Here is a 23,365-nt window from a genome sequence, read left to right as displayed (position 1 = left end):
CATCCGGTCGGCTGCCGACTCCGCGAGATTCAGGTGGTAGTGCACGTTGGCCCAGCGCACCGCGACGTTCACCGCGACGAACGCGACGGCGAGCACGACCGGTATCAGCCACGCACGCGCATTGCCCGGTGTGCGGCGCGATTCGACCCACGCCATCCAGAAGCCCGCGACGACCATCACCGCGACCTGCAGCCACGGCCCGCGCGACACCGTCAGCGCGAGACCGACCGACAGCACGAGCGACAGCGCGAGCCACGCCCACACCGCGAGCCGGCGAGTCTGCACCAGATACAGCGCGCCCGCGAGCGCAAAGGCGATGTAGCTGGCCAGGTGATTCGCCTGCGCCATGTTGCCGTACGGGCGGCGGTCGACTGCGATGTTGTACACCACGACGAACGGCGACACGGCCGACTCGAGGTGGAACAACTGCACGATCTGGGTACCGACCGCGAACACGCCGCCGACGAGCAGCGCACCGGCCATCATCCGCGACACGGTTTCCGCCATGCCGTCGCGCGCAAGCGCGTAGCCGGCCTGCATTGCAACCAGCGCGGCCGCGAGATAACCGACCGCCAGCCAGTTCATCGACGGCACCTTGAGCGGGATCAGCGCGACCTGCGCGATCAACACCGCCGCGAAGCCGAGCGGCGCGGCGAACGCAGCCGGCGCGGCAAACGGCTGGGCCGGCCGGCCGGTGCGCGCAAGCAGCACGACGGATATGCCCACCAGCAGATACAGCACCAGCGCGGAAAACTCGGAATAGAAGGTCGGGATCGGATACGTGTGATTCGTGATCGCGTACGGCACGATCAGGGCGACAGCCAGCGCAACGAGCGACAACGAACGGGAAAAAGTAGAAGGCATGAGCGAACCGGATGTCAGCAACCGGCGCACTATACAAAACTTTCCCTGCTCTGTGCGGGGCTGTCGCTGCGCGAGCCGGCGCGGCGCCGCAGCCCGCGCCGGCCGAATCGGCGGGCGGCGGGCCGCATGCGCGGCCGCCCTCCTTCTGCGCCAGCCTTACGCGCGGCACTCCGCCGGTGCATATTTCGCGGGCAGCGTCGCGGCGGCGCCAGGCAACGGCCCCGCTCCCGGTGCCGGCAGCGACGACGCGTCCTTGCCGGCGGCGAAGCATTCCCATGCAATCGCGCCCGCCTGTATCGCCCCCTTTTTGAGCGGCACGCGCGCGGTGGGCGCATCGGCCTTGTCCGGCGCAGACGGCACGAGCACCAGCGTATTCGCGCCGGCCGCGGCGACGCGTGCGGTGAACGCGACCGTGATCTGGCCGGTCGCGCCGTCGATCGTGACGGATTCGACGTTGCGGGTCGCGGCAGGCGGGCTATAGCCGCCGTCGAGGCTCGCGCCGCTCGCGGCATTGTCGGCGACCGCGAGCCGCGCGGACGACGCGAGCGCCAGCCCCTCGCCGACGCGCGACCGCGCGAGGTAATCCTGGTACGCGGGAATCGCATAGGCCGCGACGACGCCGACGATCGCCAGCACGATCATCAGTTCGATCAGCGTGAAGCCGGCCGGCCGCCAGCGCGGCGACGGCCGACGCGCGCGCCGGAGATCGGCGGCAACGCGACGGAACAGGGAAACGGAAAAGGCTTCGAACATGACAGGCTCCGGAAACGAAAAACGCCTGCCGATACAGGCAGGCGTCTCGATCGTAGCCAGCGGGCCGCGAGGCCGGCAGTCGGCCGGATGGCCAGTCAGTCGTCAATGCGCGTGCGGCACGCTGCGGCGTTTCCGGAGCGCGTAACCGATCGCGACGACGAACAGCGCGCCGGCGATGCTCGCGCCGTATACCACCGACGGCGTATCGAGCACCGGCCAGCGGTCGCCGACCGGGTCGTTCACGATCAGCCCGCCCGCGATCCAGCCGAGCAGCCCGGCGCCGAACGCCACGACGACCGGGAAACGATCGAGCAGCTTCAGCACCAGCGTGCTGCCCCATACGATGATCGGCACGCTGACGACGAGCCCGAATATCACGAGCGCGATCCGGTGCGACGGATCGGCCTGCTCGGCCGCGCCGGCGATCGCGATCACGTTGTCGAGGCTCATGACCGCATCGGCGATCACGATCGTCTTGACGGCGTCCCACAGCCGGTCGGCCGGCTTGATGTCGTCGTGCGCGTCGGCGGCCGGCGCCATCAGCTTGATGCCGATCCACAACAGCAGCAACCCGCCGCCGAGCTTCAGGAACGGCACGTCGAGCAGCGCGACCGCGAACGTGATCAGCGCGACACGTAGCAGGATCGCCCCCGCGGTGCCCCAGACGACGCCGCGCAGCCGCTGGTTCGCCGGCAGGTTGCGGCACGCAAGCGCGATCACGACCGCGTTGTCGCCGCCGAGCAGGATATCGATGATGACGATCTGGAGAATGGCGCCCCAGTGCAGCGAGGTCAGGAATTCGAGCATGGCGGTGAGGAAAGGACGGCGGCCGCCTCGCGGGCGACCCGGTTCATCGCCGGCACATGCAGGACGCATGCCCGGTGCTTACGAATTCATTGCGCGAGCATAACAAAAAACGCCGGCAAAGCCGGCGTTTTTTACAGGACGAGCCCAGTGGAAACAATTACAGCGCCTTCTTCAGCAGGCGGCCCATTTCCGACGGGTTGCGCGTGACGGTGATGCCGCACGCTTCCATGATTTCCAGCTTCGCTTCGGCCGTATCCGCACCGCCCGAGATCAGCGCGCCGGCGTGGCCCATGCGCTTGCCCGGAGGCGCCGTGACGCCGGCGATGAAGCCGACGACCGGCTTCTTCATGTTGTCCTTGATCCATTCGGCGGCGTTGGCTTCGTCCGGACCGCCGATTTCGCCGATCATCACGACCGCATCCGTATCCGGATCGTCGTTGAACATCTTCATCACGTCGATGTGCTTTAGACCGTTGATCGGGTCGCCGCCGATACCGACTGCCGACGACTGGCCGAGGCCGAGTGCCGTCAGTTGGGCGACCGCTTCATACGTCAGCGTGCCCGAACGCGACACGACGCCGATGCGGCCCTTGCGGTGGATGTGGCCCGGCATGATGCCGATCTTCAGTTCGTCCGGCGTGATCGTGCCCGGGCAGTTCGGCCCGAGCAGCAGCGTCTTGCGGCCTTCGCGACGCATGCGGTCCTTCACTTCGATCATGTCACGCACGGGAATGCCTTCCGTGATGCAGATCGCGAGATCCAGATCGGCCTCGACCGCTTCCCAGATCGCAGCGGCTGCGCCTGCCGGCGGAACGTAGATGACCGACACGGTCGCGCCGGTTTCCGCCTTCGCTTCCTTGACGCTCGCGTAGATCGGAATGCCTTCGAAATCTTCGCCGGCCTTCTTCGGGTTCACGCCCGCGACGAATGCTTCGCGGCCGTTTGCGTATTCACGGCAGGCGCGCGTATGGAACTGACCGGTTTTGCCGGTAATGCCCTGCGTGATGACCTTCGTGTCCTTGTTGATCAGAATCGACATGTATTTTGACCTCTGTTCGATCGGCGTCGCGTGCAAACCGCGCCGCCATACGTGTTCATTAGCGCGCCAAGAAAACGCCGGGCCGCCCCAAGTTTTCTTGACCCCCCGGGGGCCTGGCGCATAGCGCCAGGTCTGGGGGCGCTTCTTTACTTGCCTGCGGCAGCCGCGACGACCTTCTGCGCAGCCTCTTCCATGCTGTCGGCCGAGATGATCGGCAGGCCCGAATCGGCCAGCATCTTCTTGCCGAGGTCTTCGTTCGTGCCCTTCATGCGCACGACGAGCGGCACGTTCAGGTTCACGGCCTTCGAACCGGCGATCACGCCTTCCGCGATCACGTCGCAGCGCATGATGCCGCCGAAGATGTTCACGAGGATCGCCTTCAGGTCCGGGTTCTTCAGCATCAGCTTGAACGCTTCGGTGACCTTCTCGGTGGTCGCGCCACCGCCGACGTCCAGGAAGTTCGCCGGCTCGCCGCCGAACAGCTTGATGGTGTCCATCGTCGCCATCGCGAGGCCTGCGCCGTTCACGAGGCAGCCGATGTTGCCGTCGAGCGAGATGTACGCGAGGTCAAACTTCGACGCTTCGATTTCAGCCGGATCTTCTTCGTCCAGATCGCGGTACGCGACGATTTCCGGGTGGCGGAACAGCGCGTTCGAGTCGAAGTTGAACTTGGCGTCGAGTGCGGTGACCTTGCCGTCGCCGGAGACGTTCAGCGGGTTGATTTCAGCCAGCGATGCGTCGGTTTCCCAGAATGCCTTGTACAGGCCTTGCAGGATCGCGCGCGCTTGCGGGATCGAAGCGGCCGGCACGCCGATCTTCGCGGCGAGGTCGTCGGCCTGGGCGTCCAGCAGGCCCGTCGACGGCTCGACGATGACCTTGTGGATCAGTTCCGGATGCTTTTCGGCGACTTCCTCGATGTCCATGCCGCCTTCGCTCGAACCCATCAGCACGATCTTTTGCGAGATGCGGTCGACGACGAGGCTGACGTACAGTTCCTGCTTGATGTCGGCGCCTTCCTCGATCATCAGGCGGTTGACCTTCTGGCCTTCCGGGCCCGTCTGGTGCGTGACGAGCTGCATGCCGAGGATCTGGTTCGCGTATTCGCGCACCTGTTCGATCGACTTCGCCACCTTCACGCCGCCGCCCTTGCCGCGGCCACCCGCGTGAATCTGAGCCTTCACGACCCAAACCGGGCCGCCGAGCTCTTCCGCCACCTTGACGGCCTCGTCAACCGAGAACGCCGGCTTGCCGCGCGGTACCGCGACGCCGAATTTCCGCAGGATTTCCTTACCCTGGTACTCGTGAATCTTCATGCGTGATTCCCTTCAGTCTGAGAGTTGGATGAAATGTCGCTTGAGACGCTTCTTCGAATGATTTCCGTTCATTCCTTCGTGCTGCCTTCACCGGGCAGATCCGGCTGAATCGGGCCATACCAGCGCGGGTAGTACTGCCGCACGACCTCGCCGTCGAATCGCAGCGCTCGGCAGCGGCCGAGCTGAAACGGCGGTTCGGCGTGCACGCCGTCATTGGCCGGCCCTTCGCCGCCCTCCTCGCGCACGTTCCACACGTCACCGGCGAACGCCTGGATCGCGGCCGTCGGCAGCACGGCGCACAGTTCGGTGAGATGGGAACAGCCTGCGACGCCGGCGAGCAGCCGGTTCGCGTTGCGGCGGAAATTGCGGAAGAGATTGAGCCCGATGAGGGCCCGATAGGCAGGCGGGGCGGATTGACAGTGACCGGGATAGGGCACCCATTCCGAAGACGCTTCGGCGTCGACGACATTGAGGTCACGATCGATGGTCACGCGCAGCCAGAGTTCGTGGATCGGCAGGCCCTGGGGCCGGATGCCCGACGCAAGCGCGACATCGCGCGGCTTGTGGTCGGTCAGGCAGGCTTCGATGTCCCACAAGCCGTCGCCGCGCTCGTAGGCTTCCGCTCGGATTGCGCGTCGATGTCGCAACTGACGGGGCACGGGCTCGGATAGCGGCATGCTGGAGGTTGAGGCCGAAGAGGAAAACCCGTGGATTTTAGCATATCGGGTATTTGAGACAGTTTGCCGCGACGGCGGGTATTCCCGCCTGCCGGAAGCGGTTGCAATGCAGCAAAATCGCGCGCCACGCGCGCGACCGGGCGCGTCAGCCGTCGATCGGGAAATCGTCGCCGACTTTCAGCAACTTCACGATGGTCGCACTCGAGAAGCCGCGCGCGGCAAGGAAACGCGCCTGCTTCGCGCGCTCCGCGGGCGTTTGCGGCAGTGCACCGAATTTCTTGCGCCAGACGGCCTGCGCGCGCGTCAATTCGGTCTCGCGCAATTGAGCATGCACCTCTTCGACGAGACCGTCGCCGACCGCATGTCGCTTCAGCTCGCTGACGATGCGTGCGACGCCGACGCGCGACGCGCGACGATGTACGAGGCTCTCGGCGAAGCGCGCGTCGGACAGCCAGCCTTCCTTTTCCAGCGCATCGAGCACCGGCTCGACGGTCTCGTCCTCGCCGACGTAAGGCGCGAGCTTGCGCGCGAGCTCCGCGCGGCTGTATTCGCGCCTCGACAGATAGCCGAGCGCGCGCCCCTTCAACGAGCGCGGCGGCTTCGACGACTTGCGCTCGCCGGCGCCCGGCGCGTCGCTTGAAGCAGCGCCCGACGACGCACCGGCTGCACGGCGTGTACGGCGCGGATGCTGGCTGCTGCGCGTATAGACATCTTCTGCCGCGGGCGAATCGGCTGTGCGATCGCCCGGGAAACGGACACCGGACACGCGACGGCGCGAGCGATCGTGTGCATCGAACGACTCGTCGTCGTCGAACGGATCGTCCGGTACGGCAATCTCAAACGAAACGAGGGCATCGTCGGATGCCCTCGTCGCGGTGCGGTTCGCGTCGTTGCCGCCTGCGTCGCGCCGGTCGGCGCCCGAGGATCCGGTTCGCCGGCCGGAGCGCCCCGCCCTTTCGGGCGTGTCGCGCTCCTCCGGCTCGCCAGTCTGACCTCGGCGCGCAATCATTACTCTTCTTCGTCCAACGCCTCGGCTTCGTTGCCTACGCCATCGGGCATGCTGACGACACCGAGCGATTCGCGGATGCGGTTCTCGATCTCGCGCGCGATTTCCGGATTTTCGCGCAGGAATTCACGCGCGTTGTCCTTGCCCTGGCCGATCTTCTCGCCGTTGTAGCTGTACCAGGCGCCGGCCTTGTCGACGATCTTCGCCTGCACGCCGAGATCGATGATCTCGCCCTGACGTGAAATGCCCTCGCCATACAGGATGTCGAAGATCGCCTCGCGGAACGGCGGCGACACCTTGTTCTTGACGACCTTCACGCGGGTTTCGTTGCCGATTACCTCGTCGTTCTTCTTGATCGAGCCGATCCGGCGGATGTCGAGGCGCACCGACGCATAAAACTTGAGCGCGTTGCCGCCCGTCGTGGTTTCGGGGTTGCCGAACATCACGCCGATCTTCATCCGGATCTGGTTGATGAAGATCACGAGGCAGTTCGTGCGCTTGATCGTGCCGGTGAGCTTGCGCAGCGCCTGCGACATCAGGCGCGCCTGCAGACCCGGCAGCGAATCGCCCATCTCGCCTTCGATTTCGGCCTTCGGCACGAGCGCCGCGACCGAGTCGATGACGATCATGTCGATCGAACCCGAGCGCACCAGCGCGTCGGTGATTTCCAGCGCCTGCTCGCCGGTATCCGGCTGCGAGATCAGCAGTTCCGGCACATTGACGCCGAGCTTGGACGCGTACTGGACATCGAGCGCGTGCTCGGCGTCGATGAAGGCGGCCGTGCCGCCCAGCTTCTGCAGCTCGGCGATGACCTGCAGCGTGAGCGTGGTTTTACCGGACGATTCCGGACCGTAAATCTCGACCACCCGGCCGCGCGGCAGGCCGCCGACGCCGAGCGCGATATCGAGACCCAGCGAGCCCGTGGAGACGACCTGGATGTCCTCGGCCGCTTCGCCGTCGCCCATCCGCATGATCGACCCTTTGCCGAACTGCTTCTCGATCTGTGCGAGTGCGGCCGCCAGCGCCTTGCTCTTCTCGGCGGTCATCCCGGAGCCCTTCTTGCTATCTTCCATGAATCGTCCTTTGCTATGATGAGCAGCGTCTGTCAGAGGCGCGCCCGCTTCAAGCGCTGCCCACGAATGCAGACACTGTATAAAAAAACAGTGTTTTATGCAAGCCCGCAATGCAGGCTGCGTTGTACACGGATAATTTCGGAGACAGCCGCGCCGGCATGCACGCCCGCCGGCCATCGGTCAGCAACATGCGAATCCTCATCGCCGAAGACGACAGCATACTCGCGGACGGCCTCACCCGGTCACTCCGCCAATCGGGCTATGCCGTCGATCACGTGAAGAGCGGCGTCGACGCCGACACCGCGCTGTCGATGCAGACTTTCGACCTGCTGATCCTCGATCTCGGGCTGCCGAAAATGTCCGGGCTCGACGTGCTCAAGCGCCTGCGCGCGCGCAATTCCAATCTGCCCGTGCTGATCCTGACCGCCGCCGACAGCGTCGACGAACGCGTGAAGGGGCTCGACCTCGGCGCCGACGACTACATGGCCAAGCCGTTCGCGCTCAACGAGCTCGAGGCGCGCGTGCGCGCGCTGACCCGGCGCGGCGCCGGCGGCGGCCCGACCGTCGTGCGCCATGGCTCGCTCGCGTTCGACCAGGTCGGCCGCATCGCGTACGCGAACGATCACGTGCTCGATCTCTCCGCGCGCGAACTCGGCCTGCTCGAGGTGCTGCTGCAGCGGATCGGCCGCCTCGTGTCGAAGGAACAGCTCGTCGATCATCTGTGCGAATGGGGCGAGGAAGTCAGCAACAACGCGATCGAAGTCTACGTGCACCGGCTGCGCAAGAAGATCGAACCGAGCGGCGTGCGGATCTCGACCGTGCGCGGCCTCGGCTATTGCCTCGAGAAGGTCGCGCCCGCGACGCCGGCCGACACGGCGGCGCCCCAGCCCGCGGCGGCCGGCACGCCGCTGCGCTGACACCGCGCGGCGCCGCGATGGCCACGCCGGCCCATTCCCGCCACCCGACCGGCTCGCCGTCGTCGGCTGCCGACGAGGCGCGCGACGCGCGCTACGAGAACCCGTTCGCGCCGCCCGACGAAACCGAATCGCCCGAAACGCCGCGCCCCCGCTCGCTGTTCGGCGAAATCCTCGACTGGATGCTCGCGCCGCTGCTGCTGCTGTGGCCGATGAGCATCGCCGTCACCTATCTCGTCGCGAAAACGATCGCGAACAGCCCGTTCGACCGCGCGCTCGAGACCAACGCGTACGTGCTTGCGCGGCAGATCCATCCAGTCAACGGCGTCGCCGAGCTGACGCTGCCGGAGCAAACGCGCGACTTCCTGCGCGCGGACAACATCGACAGCGTCTACTTCCAGGTGCTCGGCACGCGCGGCGAGCTGGTCGCGGGCGAGGCCGACATGCCGCTGCCGCGCGACGAGGACCGCCCGCCGCCGGGCGTCGTCGTGTTCCGCGACGACCTGCTGCGCGGTAACGACGTGCGCGTCGCGTATACGACGGTCGCGCTGCCGCAGGCGAGCGGCGCGCAGCCCGTGCTCGTGCAAGTCGGCGAGACGCTCGACAAGCGCAACGCGCTCGCAAACGACATCATCAAGGGCGTGATCCTGCCGCAATTCGTGATCCTGCCGCTCGCGATCCTGCTCGTCTGGTTCGGGCTGTCGCGCGGGCTCGCGCCGCTCAACGCGCTGCAGGCGCACATTCGCGCGCGGCGGCCCGACGACCTGTCGCCCGTCGAGGCGCAGCGCGCGCCGCCCGAGATCGAACCGCTCGTCACGTCGTTCAACGACCTGCTCGCGCGCCTCGAACAGAACATGGCGCTGCAAAAACGCTTCATCGCCGACGCCGCGCACCAGATGAAGACGCCGCTCGCGGGCCTGCGCACGCAGGCGGAGTTCGCGCTGCGCCACCCGGTGCCGCCCGACGTGCAGCGCTCGCTCGAGCAGATCGCGACGAGCTCCGAGCAGGCCGCGCGGCTCGTCACGCAACTGCTGGCGCTCGCGCGCGCCGAGAACCGCGCGAGCGGGCTCACGTTCGAGCCGGTCGAGATCGCCGCGCTCGCGCGGCGCACGGTGCGCGACTGGGTACAGGCCGCGCTCGCGAAACGCATGGATCTCGGGTACGAAGGCCCGGACGACGACGCGCCGCTCGATGTCGACGGCAACCCGGTGATGCTGCGCGAGATGCTCGGCAACCTGGTCGACAACGCGATCCGCTATACGCCGGAAGGCGGCCGCATCACCGTGCGCGTGCGGGCCGAGCCCGCCGCGCGGCTCGTGCATCTCGAAGTCGAAGATACCGGCCCCGGCATCCCGGCCGGCGAGCGCGAGCGCGTCGTCGAGCGCTTCTACCGGATCCTCGGCCGCGAAGGCGACGGCAGCGGCCTCGGGCTCGCGATCGTGCGCGAGATCGCCACGCAGCACGGCGGCACGCTGACGCTCGACGATCACGTCTACCAGCACGCGCCGCGCCTCGCCGGCACGCTCGTGCGCATCAGTCTGCCGCTCGCCGCCCCCGCCCCGGATTAACCCTGACGCGCGCCGCCGCGGCTCAGCGCAAACACGTCGAAACCGGCGATTTACCGGCCGTTCGCACCACGATCGGCCCGCGAAGCGGCCGATTCGACACGGGTTAACGCGCAGTCGTTTTGTACGCGCGAGTCAGTGCGCCGTAAGTTTCCGTGCCAATAATCGTCGACAGGCCCGCCCCTCCCAAGGCGGCCGCACATCTATATCAAGGGACTTGGAGACGATTCATGGCAACGTTAGGCGGGCAAATTTCGCACTCGCCGATGACGGGCGAAGAGAAGAAGGTGATCTTCGCGTCGTCGCTCGGCACCGTGTTCGAGTGGTACGACTTTTACCTGGCCGGCTCGCTCGCGGCCTACATCAGCAAGAGCTTCTTCTCCGGCGTCAATCCGACCGCCGCGTTCATCTTCACGCTGCTCGGCTTCGCCGCCGGCTTCGCGGTGCGGCCGTTCGGCGCGATCGTGTTCGGCCGGCTCGGCGACCTCGTCGGCCGCAAGCACACGTTCCTCGTGACGATCGTGATCATGGGCGTCTCGACGTTCGTGGTCGGCTTCCTGCCCGGCTACGCGTCGATCGGCATCGCCGCCCCCGTGATCTTCATCGCGATGCGGCTGCTGCAGGGCCTCGCGCTCGGCGGCGAGTACGGCGGCGCGGCGACCTACGTCGCCGAGCACGCACCGGCCAACCGGCGCGGCTTCTACACCGCATGGATCCAGACGACGGCCACGCTCGGCCTGTTCCTGTCGCTGCTCGTGATCCTCGGCGTGCGCACGTTCGTCGGCGAGGAGGCGTTCGGCAACTGGGGCTGGCGCGTGCCGTTCGTCGCGTCGATCCTGCTGCTCGCGGTGTCGGTGTGGATCCGGCTGCAACTGAACGAATCGCCGGTGTTCCTGCGCATCAAGGCGGAAGGCAAGACGTCGAAGGCGCCGCTGACCGAAGCGTTCGGCCAGTGGAAGAACCTGAAGATCGTGATCCTCGCGCTCGTCGGCCTGACGGCCGGCCAGGCCGTCGTGTGGTACACGGGCCAGTTCTACGCGCTGTTCTTCCTCACGCAGACGCTGAAGGTCGACGGCGCCAGCGCGAACATCCTGATCGCGATCGCGCTCCTGATCGGCACGCCGTTCTTCCTGTTCTTCGGTTCGCTGTCGGACAAGATCGGCCGCAAGCCGATCATCCTCGCGGGCTGCCTGATCGCGGCGCTGACCTACTTCCCGCTGTTCAAGGCGCTCACGCACTACGCGAATCCGCAGCTCGAACTCGCGACGCAGAAGGCCCCGATCACGGTCGTCGCCGATCCGGCCACCTGCTCGTTCCAGTTCAACCCGGTCGGCACGTCGAAGTTCACCAGCTCGTGCGACATCGCGAAGAGCGCGCTCGCGAAGGCCGGCCTGAACTACGAGAACGTCGCGGCGCCGGCCGGAACGCCGGCCGAGATCAAGGTCGGCGACACGGTGATCCAGACCTACGACGGCAAGGCGGCCGACGCGAAGGCGCAGGGCGCGGCGTTCGACAAGACGCTCGCGGCGACGCTGAAGGGGGCCGGCTACCCGGCGAAGGCCGACCCGGCGCAACTGAACTGGCCGATGACGATCGTGATCCTGACGATCCTCGTGATCTACGTGACGATGGTCTACGGCCCGATCGCCGCGATGCTGGTCGAGATGTTCCCGACGCGGATCCGCTACACGTCGATGTCGCTGCCCTATCACATCGGCAACGGCTGGTTCGGCGGCTTCCTGCCCGCGACCGCGTTCGCGATCGTCGCGGCGAAGGGCAACATCTATTCGGGACTCTGGTATCCGATCGTGATCGCGCTGGCTACCTTCGTGATCGGCCTGTTGTTCGTCAAGGAGACGAAGGACTCGGACATCTACGCGCAGGATTGACGTTGTGCGTGGAGCGGGGAGACGGCCGGCGGATGCATGTGTTCCGGCGACCGCCCCCCGCCTGCAGTGAAGGCCGACACGGGCCGGCGGCAACTTTTTTCGGGAAAGATGGAAAAAGGTATTGACAGCCGGCCAGCCGATCGACATAATTCAAGTCTTCGGCGAATTAGCTCAGTCGGTTAGAGCGACGGAATCATAATCCGCAGGTCCGGGGTTCGAATCCCTGATTCGCCACCAAATGCAGAAAGGGCCCAGCGCAAGCTGGGCCCTTTTTCTTTGCTCCGCAAAGCCTACCCGCGCTCCGCAAACAGCATGCGACGGCAACACCAGCATCGCCAATCCTAACCTCGCGGCTCCGCACACGGGTTATCCGGAATCTGACTGGCCTGCTGCAGCCGGCCTATCGAAGTTCGCAACAACGGTTCCTTTTTCTAGCGCCCACAACGCGGCAGCTCTCGCTTCGCACGCCCTATCTTGCGATGCCGTTCGCTCTGGACCGACCGCAACGGCGCCCGTAACGACCTTGGCGGAGGTGGCGGCATAGGTCTTCGATTTCTTCTGACTGGTCTTATAGCCGTGCCTGCCAACCCATCGATCACTCCGACGACCACGCGCTCCGCTGCCCCTCGATCGCCCGCTCCGGAATGCATTGCGCCTCGCGGATCGTATAAGGCCTGCCTCGCCTGACTCTGGCTGGAACAGGATTTTTCCTATTGCTCGGTCGACATCCCCAACTTTCCCAGGCCGGCCGCGAGCCTGAGGCGCGCCGTTCGCCATTTCGCCACGGCGAGCACACGCTGCTTGCGCGCATCGACAAGCGCCGTCTGCGCATTCAGCAACTCGGTGAAGCTGCCGACGCCTTCCTTGTAACGCCCGCTCGCCACGTCCAGCGAGCGCTGCGCGTCGTCCAGCAGCGCACCGGACGTGGTCAGATTCGTGGTATCGGCTCGCAATTCCTGATAGCTCTTCCACACGTCGAGCGACACCTGCAGCTCGGCATTGCGCAGCTCCGCCTCCTGCCCGTCGGCCTGAGCCTCGGCCCGAGCGACACGATAGCCGGACGCAAAGCCCTCGAACAACGGAATCGTCACCTGGATGCCGATCGAGCTGCCGTGGCTACGCGAAATCGGAAACGATTCGGGTTGCTGTTGGTACGACGGATTGTTTTGCGTCAGACTGCCGGTCAGCGACACCGTCGGCCGGCCCTGCGCGCGGGCGGCGTCGACGTTCGCGCGCGCCGAGTCCAGTCGCGCGCGAGCTTCCAGAAGCTTCGGATTGCGATCCATTGCTTCCGCGATCAGGCGATCGACGTCTTCGACGTCCGCCACCTTCTGAATGGACTTCGTCGCGGCGATCCGAAACGGCGTGTTCGCATTGCGTCCCATCGCGACCGCGAGCGCGCCTGCCGCCACCTGTGCATCACCTTCGGCGCCGACACGATCGAGCACAGCTCGGCGATACAGTGTCTGCGCCTGCAACTGGTCGCTCAGCGTGCCGGCGCCGCCGTCGTGTTTCGCCGTGGCCGCCGCAAGGCTGTCGCTCGCGATGCGTTCCGCCTGCTTCGCCGCATCGACGGATGCTCGCGCGCTCTGCACCGCGTAGTACGCTTGTGCGGCATTGAAAAATACCGTCTGCAATGCGTCGCTTTGCGCGTCGTTGGCCGCCGCGAGCAATGCGCGCGCCCGCCGCAGCGCAGCGCCTCGCTTGCCGAAATCGAGCAATACCCAGCTCAGGTTGAGCGTGCCGTACTTGCTGGTCGATTTCTGCGACTGGCTCTGCGAACCGAGACCGAGCGCGCTGTAGTCGTAGGTCGTCGACAGCGTATCGCGCTGGACACCGGCCGTCCCGTTCAGCGTCGGCAGGTACGCCGCTTCGGCGATGCCGACGGCGGCCGCCTGCGCACGCGCGTTCGCCCATGCCTGACGTGCCTGCGGATGCGTGCAGATCGCCTGCAGGATCGCATCGTCGAGCTCGAGTGGACGGTCGTCCGGTACCGGGCTGCACGACGCGTCAACCAGCAGCGGCGTCGCGGGCCCGGCCGATACGTTCTCGCGTGTGCGAAACACGTCGAGCATCTGCGCGTCGGCGACGGCTGCCCACGCAATCGCGGCCAGCAAAAGCAGGCGTTTCATCGGCCGGCCTCCTCCGCGGCGGTCGGGGACGGGCTCGACGCGAGCGGCGCCGTCGGCCGGTCGAGCACGATCCGTCCGCCGTTCAGCATGACGACGCGCCCGGCGGACGCGATCGTCTCCGGTCGGTGCGCGATGATCACGCGCGTCATCTGCAGCGCGCCGATAGCCGCGTTGACCTGCTGTTCGCGGTGCAGGTCGAGATGGCTCGTCGCCTCGTCGAGCACGAGGATCTTTGGCCGTTTGTAGAGCGCACGCGCGAGTAGCACGCGCTGCTTCTGGCCGCCGGACAGCACGGTGCCCATGTCGCCGACCAGCGTGTTGTAGCCCATCGGCATCGCGACTATGTCCGCATGCACGGCCGCGAGCCGAGCGCACTCGACGATCCACTGCGGGTCGGCATCCGGATCGAAGAAGCCGATGTTCTCGGCGATCGATCCCGCGAACAGCACGTCGTCCTGCAGAACGGTACCGACTAGCGCGCGCAGCCGCTCGAGCCCGAGCAGGCCGACGTCGACGCCGCCGATCCGCACGCAGCCTGCGGTCGGCTGCAGCACGCCGAGCAACACGTTGACGAGCGTCGTCTTGCCGCAGCCGGACGGCCCGGCGACCGCGACCGATTCGCCGGGTGCGATCGCGAACGAAACGCCGTCGAGCACCGTCGGCTCGTCGTCCGCATAGCGAAAGGCGATCGCGTCGAACTCGATGCTCGCCGCGAGATCGTCCGCTTCGCCCGGCACATGGCGCATGCTCGCATCGGGTTCCGGCTTCGCGAACACGATGTCGGCGAGTCGCTCGCCCTGCAGTTGCAGCATCTTGACCTCGAAGTACTTGTCGATCAGGCTGCCGACGCGGCCATCGAACTGCCCTTTGTATGCGTTGAACGCCATCAGTACGCCAACCGTGAACTGACCTTCCATTATCATCCTGGCGCCGAGCCAGATGATCAGCAGCCCCTCGATGCCGAACAGCAGCCCGTTGAGCTGCTGGTAGAGCAACTGCAGCTTCTGCGCGTGCAGCCCCGCATTGACCTGCTCGACCAGCAGCGACAGCCAGCTCGCACGGCGCTCGTGCTGCCGGCCGAACAGCTTGATCGTCTTCACGCCGCGCACGGTCTCGAGGAAGTGGCTCTGCTGCTTCGCGGCCCGCACGATCTGCTCCTCGGTCGCGCGGCGCAGCGGCCGGTACCAGAGCCAGCGCAGCAGCGCGTACAGGGTCATCGCCGCGAGTGCGACACAGCCGAGCACGCGGCTGTACACGAACATCATCGCGAGCGTGACGATCGTCATCAGGCCGTCGATCACCGCGGTGAGAAACGACGTGGTCAGCGTCTGCTGGATCGTGTCGATCGAGCCGAAGCGCGACACGACGTCGCCGAGGTGCCGCCGTTCGAAGTAGCGCACGGGCAGGCTCAGCAGATGCGTAAACACGTTCGCGCGCCACTGCACGTTCAGCATCGTGCCGAAATACATCAGCGCCCACGCACGAATCGCGCTCGTCGCCTGCTGCATCAGCAGCAACAGGCCGAAACCGAGTGCGAGGACGGTGAGGAGATCGCGGTCGGCGCCGACGATCACCTCGTCGATCACCCACTGCAGGAAGAAGGGCTGCACCAGCGCGAACACTTCGAGCGCGAGCGCGAGCACCAGCACCTGGCCGAGCGAGCGAGACAGCCCGGACACGGGGCCAAGCAGCGCGCGCAGCTTGACCGCGGGTGCCGCGTCGCGCGTCTCGAAACCGCTCGTCGGCCACAGCTCCAGCGCGACGCCGGTGAACGCGCGCGACAGCACGTCGAGCGGTACCTTACGGATACCCTGTGCTGGATCGTGAATCACCGCGCCCCTGCCGCTCACCTCCATCAACACGACGAAGTGATTGAAATTCCAGTGCAGGATGCAAGGCATCCGCAACTGGCCCAGCTGGTCGAGGTCGAGCTTGAGTGCGCGCGTGCCGAAATCGAGCCGATGTGCGATCTCGATGACACGGGCGAGGCCGGTGCCTTTGAGCGACACCGGAAAGCGGCCGCGCAGCGTCGCAAGGTCCACGTGATGGCCGTGGTAACCGGCGATCATTGCGAGACAGGCGAGCCCGCATTCGGTCGCTTCGGTCTGCAGGATCATCGGCAGCTTGCCGCCAACGCCGAACGAGAGACGGTCGAGGAAGGACATGATCGATACGTTCAGAATTTTCCGGTGAGGCTGTACAGCGGTTCGAGCACCCATTCGTACAGGCGGCGGCGCTCCTGCAGGATGTCGGCCTTCAGCGCCATGCCGGCCTGCAACGGCTGCGGCTTTCCGTAGGCCGTCACGTGCTCGGATGCCAGCGCGGCGGTGATACGGTAGAACGAGCCTTCGCCGGCCGCGGGCGCGCCGCTCGTCGACAGTTCGGCCGTCGACAGCGCTGTGCGCGCGATCGACGTCACGCGTGCGCGATACTGGCCGAACTTCTGGTACGGATAAGCCTGATAGCGCACCAGCACGGCATCGCCGACGTGCACGAAACCGACCGCCGCGCTGGGCACGAAAAGATTCGCCTGCCAGTGCGCCCCGTCCGGCACGATGCTCGCGACCGGATGCGCGGCGTCGATCATCTGCCCCGGCTCGGCGATCACGGCCGTCGCCACGCCGGTCTCCGGTGCGGTGACGACGATTTCGCGCTTCGCCTCGCTCTCGATCAACGCCTGCTCGACGTCGATCACGCTGCGATCGATCTGCGACAGCCGGTTCTGCTGCTTGAGCGGCAGGCCATTGAGCTCGTTTGCGGTCTCATCGAGCGCCTGCGACACATTCGCTCGGTCGCGCTGCAGGCCCAGCAGCTTCGATCGCTGATCGAGCAGATCGGCTTCGCGCTGCTGGAACTGGTCGGTCGAGATGTAGTCCTGCGTGAGCAGGCGTCGATAGCGCGCGACGCCGTCCGCGGCAATGGATGTGCGCGAGCGTTGCTCGGCGAGCTGATCGTCGATGCGCGAAAGTTCGGCACGCAGGCTCGCGAGCTTGGCCCGCAGCGTGTCGCGCTCGTCCTGCTGCAACAGCCGCGTCTTGTCGATCTCCTGCAGCAGCGACGACTTGCGCCGCCGCGCCTGGTCAATCAGCGCGGCCTGGGTCCGGCCTCCGAAGGCACTCTGCAGGTCGGTGGAAACCGTATACAGCACCATCCCGCGCGTCACGTGCTGTCCTTCGAGCACGGCCTTGCGCAGCACGATGCCCGGCTGCTGTGCATACACCTTGACGAGACCCGCGTCGGGCACGATCACGCCGTCGACCGTCGTTCGGCGCGTATAACTGCCGAACGCAAACAGCAGCATGACGCCAAGCGCCATGCAGACAGCCGCGACCGCCAGGAACGTGAACGACACAGGACGCACCAGCACGATTTCGCCGAGCATCGATGTGCGTTGCGCTGCCCGCGCCTCCGGACGGAAAAGATTATCTATCGTCATAAGGCAATCGAGCTTTCCGACTGGGAATCGTTAGCCAACGAGAAGTTGAAATATTTAAACGAGCATTATTTACCTGAAATGCCAGCCCTCCAATGAGTAAAAATTCCCAGACCAATATGCGAAACCGATTTCACAACCGACTCCAAATTCTTTTTATAGATAACCCATTCAATCACTCGCGATACATAAGATCCGTATCTTTTCACAACCCACCCCCAGCCAGACGGCATGGACAGCATGCTTGAAATCATTGAATTCCATGCCGCAAACCAGTTTCATATTGCAGCAACCGCCCATCAAGCGGCTCGGATTTTGAAAGTTTTCGACATACCCACCAATCCAGTCAACTCATTCAGCAATTTATAACTTTAATTCAAAGAAGAAAGATATATAAAATTCTATAACGCTAATCGACAGTAACTTTCCGTATATAGAATCGATTCGTGTCACAACCGGCGATCCGGATTCTTTATATTGCTCAGCGCGATAGCACTCGATTGCGCAACGCGCTGCGACACGCGAGATTGGCCGGCGACCGCGACGGTCCGGGCCGATAACCCTGCCAGAAGGGGCATCTGGTAAGCATGCGACAATAAAGGAATACTAATCATGCAAGAACTCAACATGCAGGAAGTGAATGCCGTATCGGGTGCGGGCCTCGTCGGCGCCGTCCTGGGGCTGGTCAACGGTGCGCAATCGGGCGCGCTGACCACCGCCACGCTGGGCGGCTGGATTGCCGGCGAGTATGGAACCGCCGGCCTCGGCGCCCCGGCAACCTCGCTGACGGCCGCTGTTTTGGGCTATCTGGCAGGCGGAGCCGTGGGTGGGGTTGTCGGCGCAGTCGACGGGTTCTTCGCGCCGGGTGTGTAACTACACGGTGTAAGTCGGTCGGACAGCGTTCGCGCTGTCCGATTTCGTTTCCTGCGAGGCTAGCCCGATTTCCGTCCCGGTCGGCGTCCCCCGATCCGGACCATGCACAAATCCCTCCGCCTTACCCGCGCCCGCCCCCGGCGTGTACTACCTGTGCGCCTCACGCCCGGCGCTCCCTCGCGCGCGCCCCTTTTCGCAAGCCGCCTCGCCTGCTCGGAAAGGCCTCGCCCATTTACACCCACTACGCCGCCACCGAACTGCGCGGCCCCCGCGCCGCCTGCGCCCCCACCCGCCCCCGCCAATTCTCCCCACCCTCCAGCGCCGGCGTCGACTCGAACACCTCCGCGATCCAGTCGGCGAACACGCGCACCTTCTGCGACAGATGCCGGTTGTGCGGATACACGATCGAGATCGGTTTCGGCTTCGGATTGCAGTCCGGCAGCACCTCGACCAGCGAGCCGTCGAGCAGGTTCTGCAGCACCATGAACAGCGTCGGCTGGATCATCCCGAAGCCTTCGAGCCCGCATGTCACGTAGGCATCCGAATCGTTGACCGTGACGCTGCCGTTCATCCGCACCTCGAATGGTTTGCCGTCGATCATGAACACCCACGGAATCGCCCGCGCGCCGTGGCTCGAACGAAAATTCACCGCATGATGGTCGACGAGATCGGCGATCTCGTTCGGCTCGCCGTGACGGGCGAGGTAATCGGGCGACGCGCACGTCACACGCTTCAGCATCCCGATGCGCCGCGCGACCATCGACGAATCCTCGAGCGGCCCGACCCGGATCATGCAGTCGATGCCTTCCTCGACCGGATCGACGTAGCGATCGGACAGGCCCAGTTCGAGCGTGATGTCCGGATAGCGCTGCCGGAAGATCGACAGCGACGGCAGCACGATGCGGCGCCCGAGCGAACTGGGCATGTGGACGCGCAGCATGCCGCTCGGCTTGCGGTTGCCGGCCTGGAAGCTCGCGTCGGCCTCGGCGATCTCCGCGATGATCTTCATGCAATGCTCGTAGTACGCGGCGCCCTCCGGCGTCAGCGACAGCCGGCGCGTCGTCCGGTGCATCAGGCGCACGCCGAGCAGCGCCTCGAGATTCTGGATGATGGTCGTCACCGACGCACGCGGCATCGCAAGCGTGTCGGCCGCCCGCGTGAAGCTGTTCGCGTCGACCACGCGGGTAAAAACTTCCATTGCCTGGATGCGGTCCATGCTGCTTCCCCCTTCGAATCGCCAACGGAACAGAATAGAGCGCGCGGCGGGCGCGGCACAAGCCCCCGCCCATTGTTCTCAGATCCTGAATAGTTTCGACGCTTCGGACTGGAAACCGACCGGTTTCCGTTCAGTTCCGGGCGCCACCGCGCCGGCCTCGGTCATCCGCAGTACGTTACCGCACGAACCGCTCGCGATACGCCTGCGGCGACACGCCCAGCACACGCACGAAACTGCGCCGCAGCGTCTCCTCGGAACCGAAGCCGCAACGCCCGGCAATCCGCTTGACGGGCCACGCCGTTTCGCCGAGCAGGCGTTGCGCGGCTTCGACGCGGATCTGCTCGACCGCGCGCGCAGGCGTGCGGCCGGTCTCCGCGCGATAGTGGCGCACGAAGCTGCGCTCGCTCATGCTCACGCGTTCGGCGAGCGCGGGCACCGACAGGTCGGCCGTCAGGTGCTCGGCCATCCATGCGTGCAGCTCGCCGAACCGATCGGCGGTGCGCTGCATCGACAGCATCGTGCTGAACTGCGCCTGCCCGCCCGGACGCTTCAGGAACACGACGAGTTCGCGCGCGACGTCGAGCGCGGTCGCCCGCCCGAGATCCTCCTCGACCAGCGCGAGCGCGAGATCGATGCCGGCCGTCACGCCGGCCGACGTCCACAGCGCGCCTTCGCGGATGAAGATCGGGTCCGGCTCGACGCGCACGTTCGGGTAGCGCGCCGCGAATTCGTCGCAGCGCGCCCAATGCGTGACCGCGCGCCGCCCGTCGAGCAGGCCGGCCTCGGCGAGCAGGAACGCGCCGGTGCAGACCGAGGCCACGCGCCGCGCGCGTCCGGCCTGCTGCCGCACCCACCGCACCACCCGCGTATCCTTCGACGCCGCATGCACGCCCTTGCCGCCGGCGACGATCAGCGTATCCGGATGGCGCGCGGCCGCGCGCAGCGACTCGGCCATCACGACGAGGCCCGACGACGTCTCGACGGGCCCCGCTTCGACTGCCACCACGCGCGGCGCATACGGCGCCGGCTGCCCGCGCTCCAGCGCGAGCTCGTTGACCGACGCGAACACCTGCAGCGGCCCCGTCACGTCGAGCAGTTGCGCACGGGCAAACGCGAGGATCAGGATCGAACGCGGGGTGGCGGCAGGCATGACGATTGGCTGAAAACGTGGGTGATATGGCAATTTCGCCAAACACTACGCGCCTAGAATCGATCTGTCCATCCCGTGCCGAACGGCACACGTTCCCGTCCCTCCCGGAGCCTTCGCATGACCCTGCATATCGGCCTTCTCGTCTTTCCCGGCGTCCAGCAACTCGACCTCACCGGCCCGCACGACGTGCTCGCGTCGCTGCCGGACGCGGCCGTCCATCTGGTGTGGAAGTCGCGCGACGCGGTCGCGTCGAGCAGCGGCCTCGCGCTCGCGCCGACCTGTACGTTCGACGACTGCCCGCCGCTCGACGTGATCTGCATCCCCGGCGGGATCGGCATCAACGAACTGCTGCTCGATGCCGAAACGATCGCGTTCGTGCAACGGCGCGCGGCCACCGCGCGCTACGTGACGTCGGTCTGCACGGGTTCGCTGCTGCTCGGCGCGGCCGGGCTGCTGCGCGGGCGGCGCGCGACGACGCACTGGCGGTTCCACGCGCTGCTCGAACCGCTGGGTGCGATCCCCGTGCGCGAGCGCGTCGTGCGCGACGGCAACCTGGTCACGGGCGGCGGCGTGACAGCCGGCATCGATTTCGCGCTGACGATCGCCGCGGAGCTGGTCGGCGACGAAGAAGCGCAGGCGATCCAGTTGCAGCTCGAATACGCGCCCGCGCCGCCGTTCGACGCCGGCTCGCCCGACACCGCGCCGGCCGCGGTCGTGGAGCGCGTCACCGAGCGTTCGGCGGCCGGCTTCGCGAAGCGCAAGCAGATCGTCGAGCAGGCGCTGCGCGCCACGTCGCGCTGAATGCGGATGTCGGAAAAATCACCGGAAAGCGGCGCACACACGTGCAGGAGAACACATCGATGAACATCATCCGGAGCGCCGCATTCACGGCGGACCGCGCGTGGGGCGCCCTCGACATCGCGAATCTGAACGGCATCACGGTGCGGCTGCACTGGACCGACCAGCCCTATCGCTGGCATGTGAACGACGGCGAGGAGGTGTTCGCGGTGCTCGATGGCCGCGTCGAGATGCGCTATCGCGACGCAGGCGTCGAGCACGCGACGGTGCTCGAAACGGGCGACGTCTTCCACGCGACGGCCGGCACCGAGCACGTCGCGCATCCGCTCGGCGCCGCGCGCATCCTCGTGATCGAGACCGAAGGCAGCGTGTGACGGCTGGCGCGCGCGCATCGATGCCGCGCGGATGGCGACCGCGTCCGCGCGGCTGCATCCGCTTGGCGGGTTTCACGGCGAAATGGTCTAGGTGGGCTGCGACGCGATCAGTTTCGGCTGCGGCGTGCACTGGCACAGGTCGTGTTCGAGCGCGACGACCTTGCCCGTCACGGTCGGCACGATCGGACGAATCTGCCGGGGCGACAGGGACGCGTCCGGCTCGACATCGCGTTGCATCGAGAATGCCTGATGCTTTAAATAAAAAATCAGCCTATATTTTCGTACAATTACTAAATACAAAACCATCAAAAAGTTTTAATAGCGATCGAATCGAATCGTTGATTCGATGGCCGATTCACGCCGGAACCCTTTATTCTCAGGCTGCTCGCACACCGGATAAACAGGTGATTTCATAATAATCAATCGCCCAAACGAGTCGTTCAAATCACCAAATCGATAGATAGAATTCAATCACCGCTTTCTCTTTATCGACAAAAAATGGACGAACTCCTGCCGATGCGGTTATTTGTCAAGGTCGCCGAACTGCGCAGTTTTGCGCGCGCGGCCACGGAACTGAACATCTCCAATTCGTCGGCCACCCGGCTCGTCATGGGCATCGAGGACCGGCTCGGCGCACGCCTGCTGAATCGCACGACCCGCAGCCTGTCGTTGACCGACGCAGGCCATCTCTATCTGGCGCAGATACGTCACGTGATCGACGAAATCGACCGGGTCGAGGATACGATCGCATCGATGCATCACGAACCGATCGGATCGCTGAAGATCGCCGCGCCGGTCATGTTCGGCATGCACGTGCTCGCGCCCGCGATCGATGCATTCAAGACGTTGCATCCGGCCATCGTGCCGGAAGTCACGATCGTGGACCGCCACGTCGACCTCGTGTCCGAGGGCTTCGACATCGGGCTGCTGCTGTCCCAGCACATCAGCAACAACACCCTCGTGAAGCGCCCGCTCACGCGCATCGAACGGATCGTCTGCGCCGCGCCGCTCTATGTCGACCGGCATGGCGCGCCGGGCCATCCGCACGATCTCGCGTCGCACGCGTGCCTCGCATTCCATGCCGATTTCGCGGGCGAATACCTGTCGTTCGATCACGACCAGACGCGCATCACCGTGCGTCCGAACAAGTCCGCGTCGTCGAACAACGCCGGCCTGATCCGGAACTGGGCGCTGTCGGGCATGGGCGTCGCCGTGCTGCCCGACTTCCTCGTCGAGCGGGATCTCGACGACGGCCGGCTGCTCGCGCTGCTGCCAGGCTATCTGCTCGAGGCCCTCGAGATGAACGTCGCGTACCCGAGCCGCCGGCACTTTCCGCGCAAGGCCCGGCTTTTCGTCGATCACCTGATCGACCATTTCGTCAGTTGAATGAACGACGAAATCGCGCACCATTTTTCACGCCGACCCGCCGCCGCCCGCCCGGCCCTCGCGTCGCCGGGGCGGCCCGCCGGCAGGCGTTCGACGGCCGTCG

General features: G+C 65.8%; 20 protein-coding genes, 1 tRNA gene and 1 pseudogene. 8 read left to right on the top strand and 14 right to left on the bottom strand.

Annotated elements, in window-relative coordinates; translation table 11 throughout:
* The 8 genes from WT24_RS00460 to recA form a co-directional block, all read right to left on the bottom strand.
* A partial coding sequence (locus tag WT24_RS00460; RefSeq protein WP_179949297.1) for a pilin glycosylation ligase domain-containing protein occupies positions 1-864 on the bottom strand: 864 nt, incomplete at its 3' end.
* Between the two features lie 156 nt (positions 865-1,020).
* The gene (locus WT24_RS00455; RefSeq protein ID WP_060030397.1) at positions 1,021-1,617 is read right to left on the bottom strand and encodes a pilin; all 597 of its coding nucleotides are present in this window, start codon (positions 1,615-1,617) and stop codon (positions 1,021-1,023) included.
* 102 nt (positions 1,618-1,719) lie between these two features.
* The gene (locus WT24_RS00450; protein ID WP_034208295.1) at positions 1,720-2,424 is read right to left on the bottom strand and encodes a TerC family protein; all 705 of its coding nucleotides are present in this window, start codon (positions 2,422-2,424) and stop codon (positions 1,720-1,722) included.
* 157 nt (positions 2,425-2,581) lie between these two features.
* Positions 2,582-3,463 (bottom strand): succinate--CoA ligase subunit alpha, encoded by an 882-nt coding sequence (sucD, locus tag WT24_RS00445; RefSeq protein ID WP_006477916.1) that lies wholly within the window; start codon positions 3,461-3,463, stop codon positions 2,582-2,584.
* A gap of 146 nt (positions 3,464-3,609) precedes the next feature.
* On the bottom strand, positions 3,610-4,776 hold the full coding sequence (gene sucC, locus WT24_RS00440; protein WP_006477915.1) for an ADP-forming succinate--CoA ligase subunit beta: 1,167 nt from the start codon (positions 4,774-4,776) through the stop codon (positions 3,610-3,612).
* A gap of 68 nt (positions 4,777-4,844) precedes the next feature.
* On the bottom strand, positions 4,845-5,453 hold the full coding sequence (locus tag WT24_RS00435) for a DUF2889 domain-containing protein (protein ID WP_059504556.1): 609 nt from the start codon (positions 5,451-5,453) through the stop codon (positions 4,845-4,847).
* A 145-nt stretch (positions 5,454-5,598) separates the two neighbouring features.
* Positions 5,599-6,462, bottom strand: a complete 864-nt coding sequence (gene recX, locus WT24_RS00430; protein ID WP_060030395.1) for a recombination regulator RecX — start codon at positions 6,460-6,462, stop codon at positions 5,599-5,601.
* Positions 6,462-7,532 (bottom strand): recombinase RecA, encoded by a 1,071-nt coding sequence (recA, locus tag WT24_RS00425; protein ID WP_059504553.1) that lies wholly within the window; start codon positions 7,530-7,532, stop codon positions 6,462-6,464. The genes recX and recA overlap by 1 nt, the downstream gene beginning before the upstream one ends.
* A gap of 188 nt (positions 7,533-7,720) precedes the next feature.
* Between recA and WT24_RS00420 the strand changes: the two genes are divergently transcribed.
* The 4 genes from WT24_RS00420 to WT24_RS00405 all read left to right on the top strand — a co-directional run bounded on the left by WT24_RS00420 (position 7,721) and on the right by WT24_RS00405 (position 12,137).
* Positions 7,721-8,449, top strand: coding sequence for a response regulator transcription factor (locus tag WT24_RS00420; protein WP_006497347.1), 729 nt, complete (start codon positions 7,721-7,723; stop codon positions 8,447-8,449).
* 17 nt (positions 8,450-8,466) lie between these two features.
* The gene (locus WT24_RS00415) at positions 8,467-10,014 is read left to right on the top strand and encodes a sensor histidine kinase (protein ID WP_059504550.1); all 1,548 of its coding nucleotides are present in this window, start codon (positions 8,467-8,469) and stop codon (positions 10,012-10,014) included.
* Between the two features lie 227 nt (positions 10,015-10,241).
* A complete protein-coding gene (locus tag WT24_RS00410) occupies positions 10,242-11,900 on the top strand; it encodes an MFS transporter (RefSeq protein WP_034208301.1) in 1,659 nt (552 codons plus the stop codon).
* Between the two features lie 160 nt (positions 11,901-12,060).
* Positions 12,061-12,137, top strand: a tRNA-Met gene (locus tag WT24_RS00405).
* Between the two features lie 473 nt (positions 12,138-12,610).
* Here the strand turns inward: WT24_RS00405 and WT24_RS00400 are convergent.
* The 3 genes from WT24_RS00400 to WT24_RS00390 are packed head-to-tail and all read right to left on the bottom strand — an operon-like array spanning position 12,611 to position 17,468.
* Positions 12,611-14,032 (bottom strand): TolC family protein, encoded by a 1,422-nt coding sequence (locus WT24_RS00400; RefSeq protein ID WP_060030393.1) that lies wholly within the window; start codon positions 14,030-14,032, stop codon positions 12,611-12,613.
* Complete coding sequence (locus tag WT24_RS00395; protein WP_060030391.1) at positions 14,029-16,197, bottom strand: peptidase domain-containing ABC transporter; 2,169 nt, start codon at positions 16,195-16,197, stop codon at positions 14,029-14,031. Before WT24_RS00395 ends, WT24_RS00400 begins: the two co-directional genes overlap by 4 nt.
* An 11-nt stretch (positions 16,198-16,208) precedes the next feature.
* Positions 16,209-17,468 (bottom strand): HlyD family secretion protein, encoded by a 1,260-nt coding sequence (locus tag WT24_RS00390; protein WP_060030389.1) that lies wholly within the window; start codon positions 17,466-17,468, stop codon positions 16,209-16,211.
* Positions 17,469-18,077: 609 nt separating this feature from the next.
* Between WT24_RS00390 and WT24_RS00385 the strand changes: the two genes are divergently transcribed.
* Positions 18,078-18,338, top strand: coding sequence for a hypothetical protein (locus WT24_RS00385; RefSeq protein WP_059794042.1), 261 nt, complete (start codon positions 18,078-18,080; stop codon positions 18,336-18,338).
* 241 nt (positions 18,339-18,579) lie between these two features.
* On the opposite strand, the gene WT24_RS00380 is transcribed toward WT24_RS00385, so the two are convergent.
* Positions 18,580-19,554, bottom strand: coding sequence for a LysR family transcriptional regulator (locus WT24_RS00380; RefSeq protein ID WP_060030386.1), 975 nt, complete (start codon positions 19,552-19,554; stop codon positions 18,580-18,582).
* 175 nt (positions 19,555-19,729) lie between these two features.
* Positions 19,730-20,704, bottom strand: coding sequence for a GlxA family transcriptional regulator (locus tag WT24_RS00375; RefSeq protein WP_059504539.1), 975 nt, complete (start codon positions 20,702-20,704; stop codon positions 19,730-19,732).
* Positions 20,705-20,821: 117 nt separating this feature from the next.
* On the opposite strand from WT24_RS00375, the gene WT24_RS00370 reads away from it, so the two are divergent.
* Positions 20,822-21,505 carry a DJ-1/PfpI family protein gene (locus tag WT24_RS00370; protein ID WP_060030384.1) on the top strand — a complete coding sequence of 228 codons (684 nt, stop codon included), beginning with the start codon at positions 20,822-20,824 and terminating at the stop codon, positions 21,503-21,505.
* A gap of 59 nt (positions 21,506-21,564) precedes the next feature.
* Positions 21,565-21,876 (top strand): cupin domain-containing protein, encoded by a 312-nt coding sequence (locus WT24_RS00365; protein WP_060030403.1) that lies wholly within the window; start codon positions 21,565-21,567, stop codon positions 21,874-21,876.
* An 87-nt stretch (positions 21,877-21,963) separates the two neighbouring features.
* Here WT24_RS00365 and WT24_RS34050 read toward each other — a convergent pair.
* Positions 21,964-22,050: pseudogene (locus WT24_RS34050) on the bottom strand (PAAR domain-containing protein); the annotation flags it as partial.
* 324 nt (positions 22,051-22,374) lie between these two features.
* Here WT24_RS34050 and WT24_RS00360 point away from each other — a divergent pair.
* Positions 22,375-23,262, top strand: coding sequence for a LysR family transcriptional regulator (locus WT24_RS00360; RefSeq protein ID WP_060030382.1), 888 nt, complete (start codon positions 22,375-22,377; stop codon positions 23,260-23,262).
* Positions 23,263-23,365: the final 103 nt, after the last annotated feature.

This window comes from Burkholderia sp. MSMB1078WGS (assembly GCF_001528895.1).
Lineage (GTDB): Bacteria > Pseudomonadota > Gammaproteobacteria > Burkholderiales > Burkholderiaceae > Burkholderia.
This window is presented reverse-complemented; position numbering and strand designations above follow the sequence as displayed.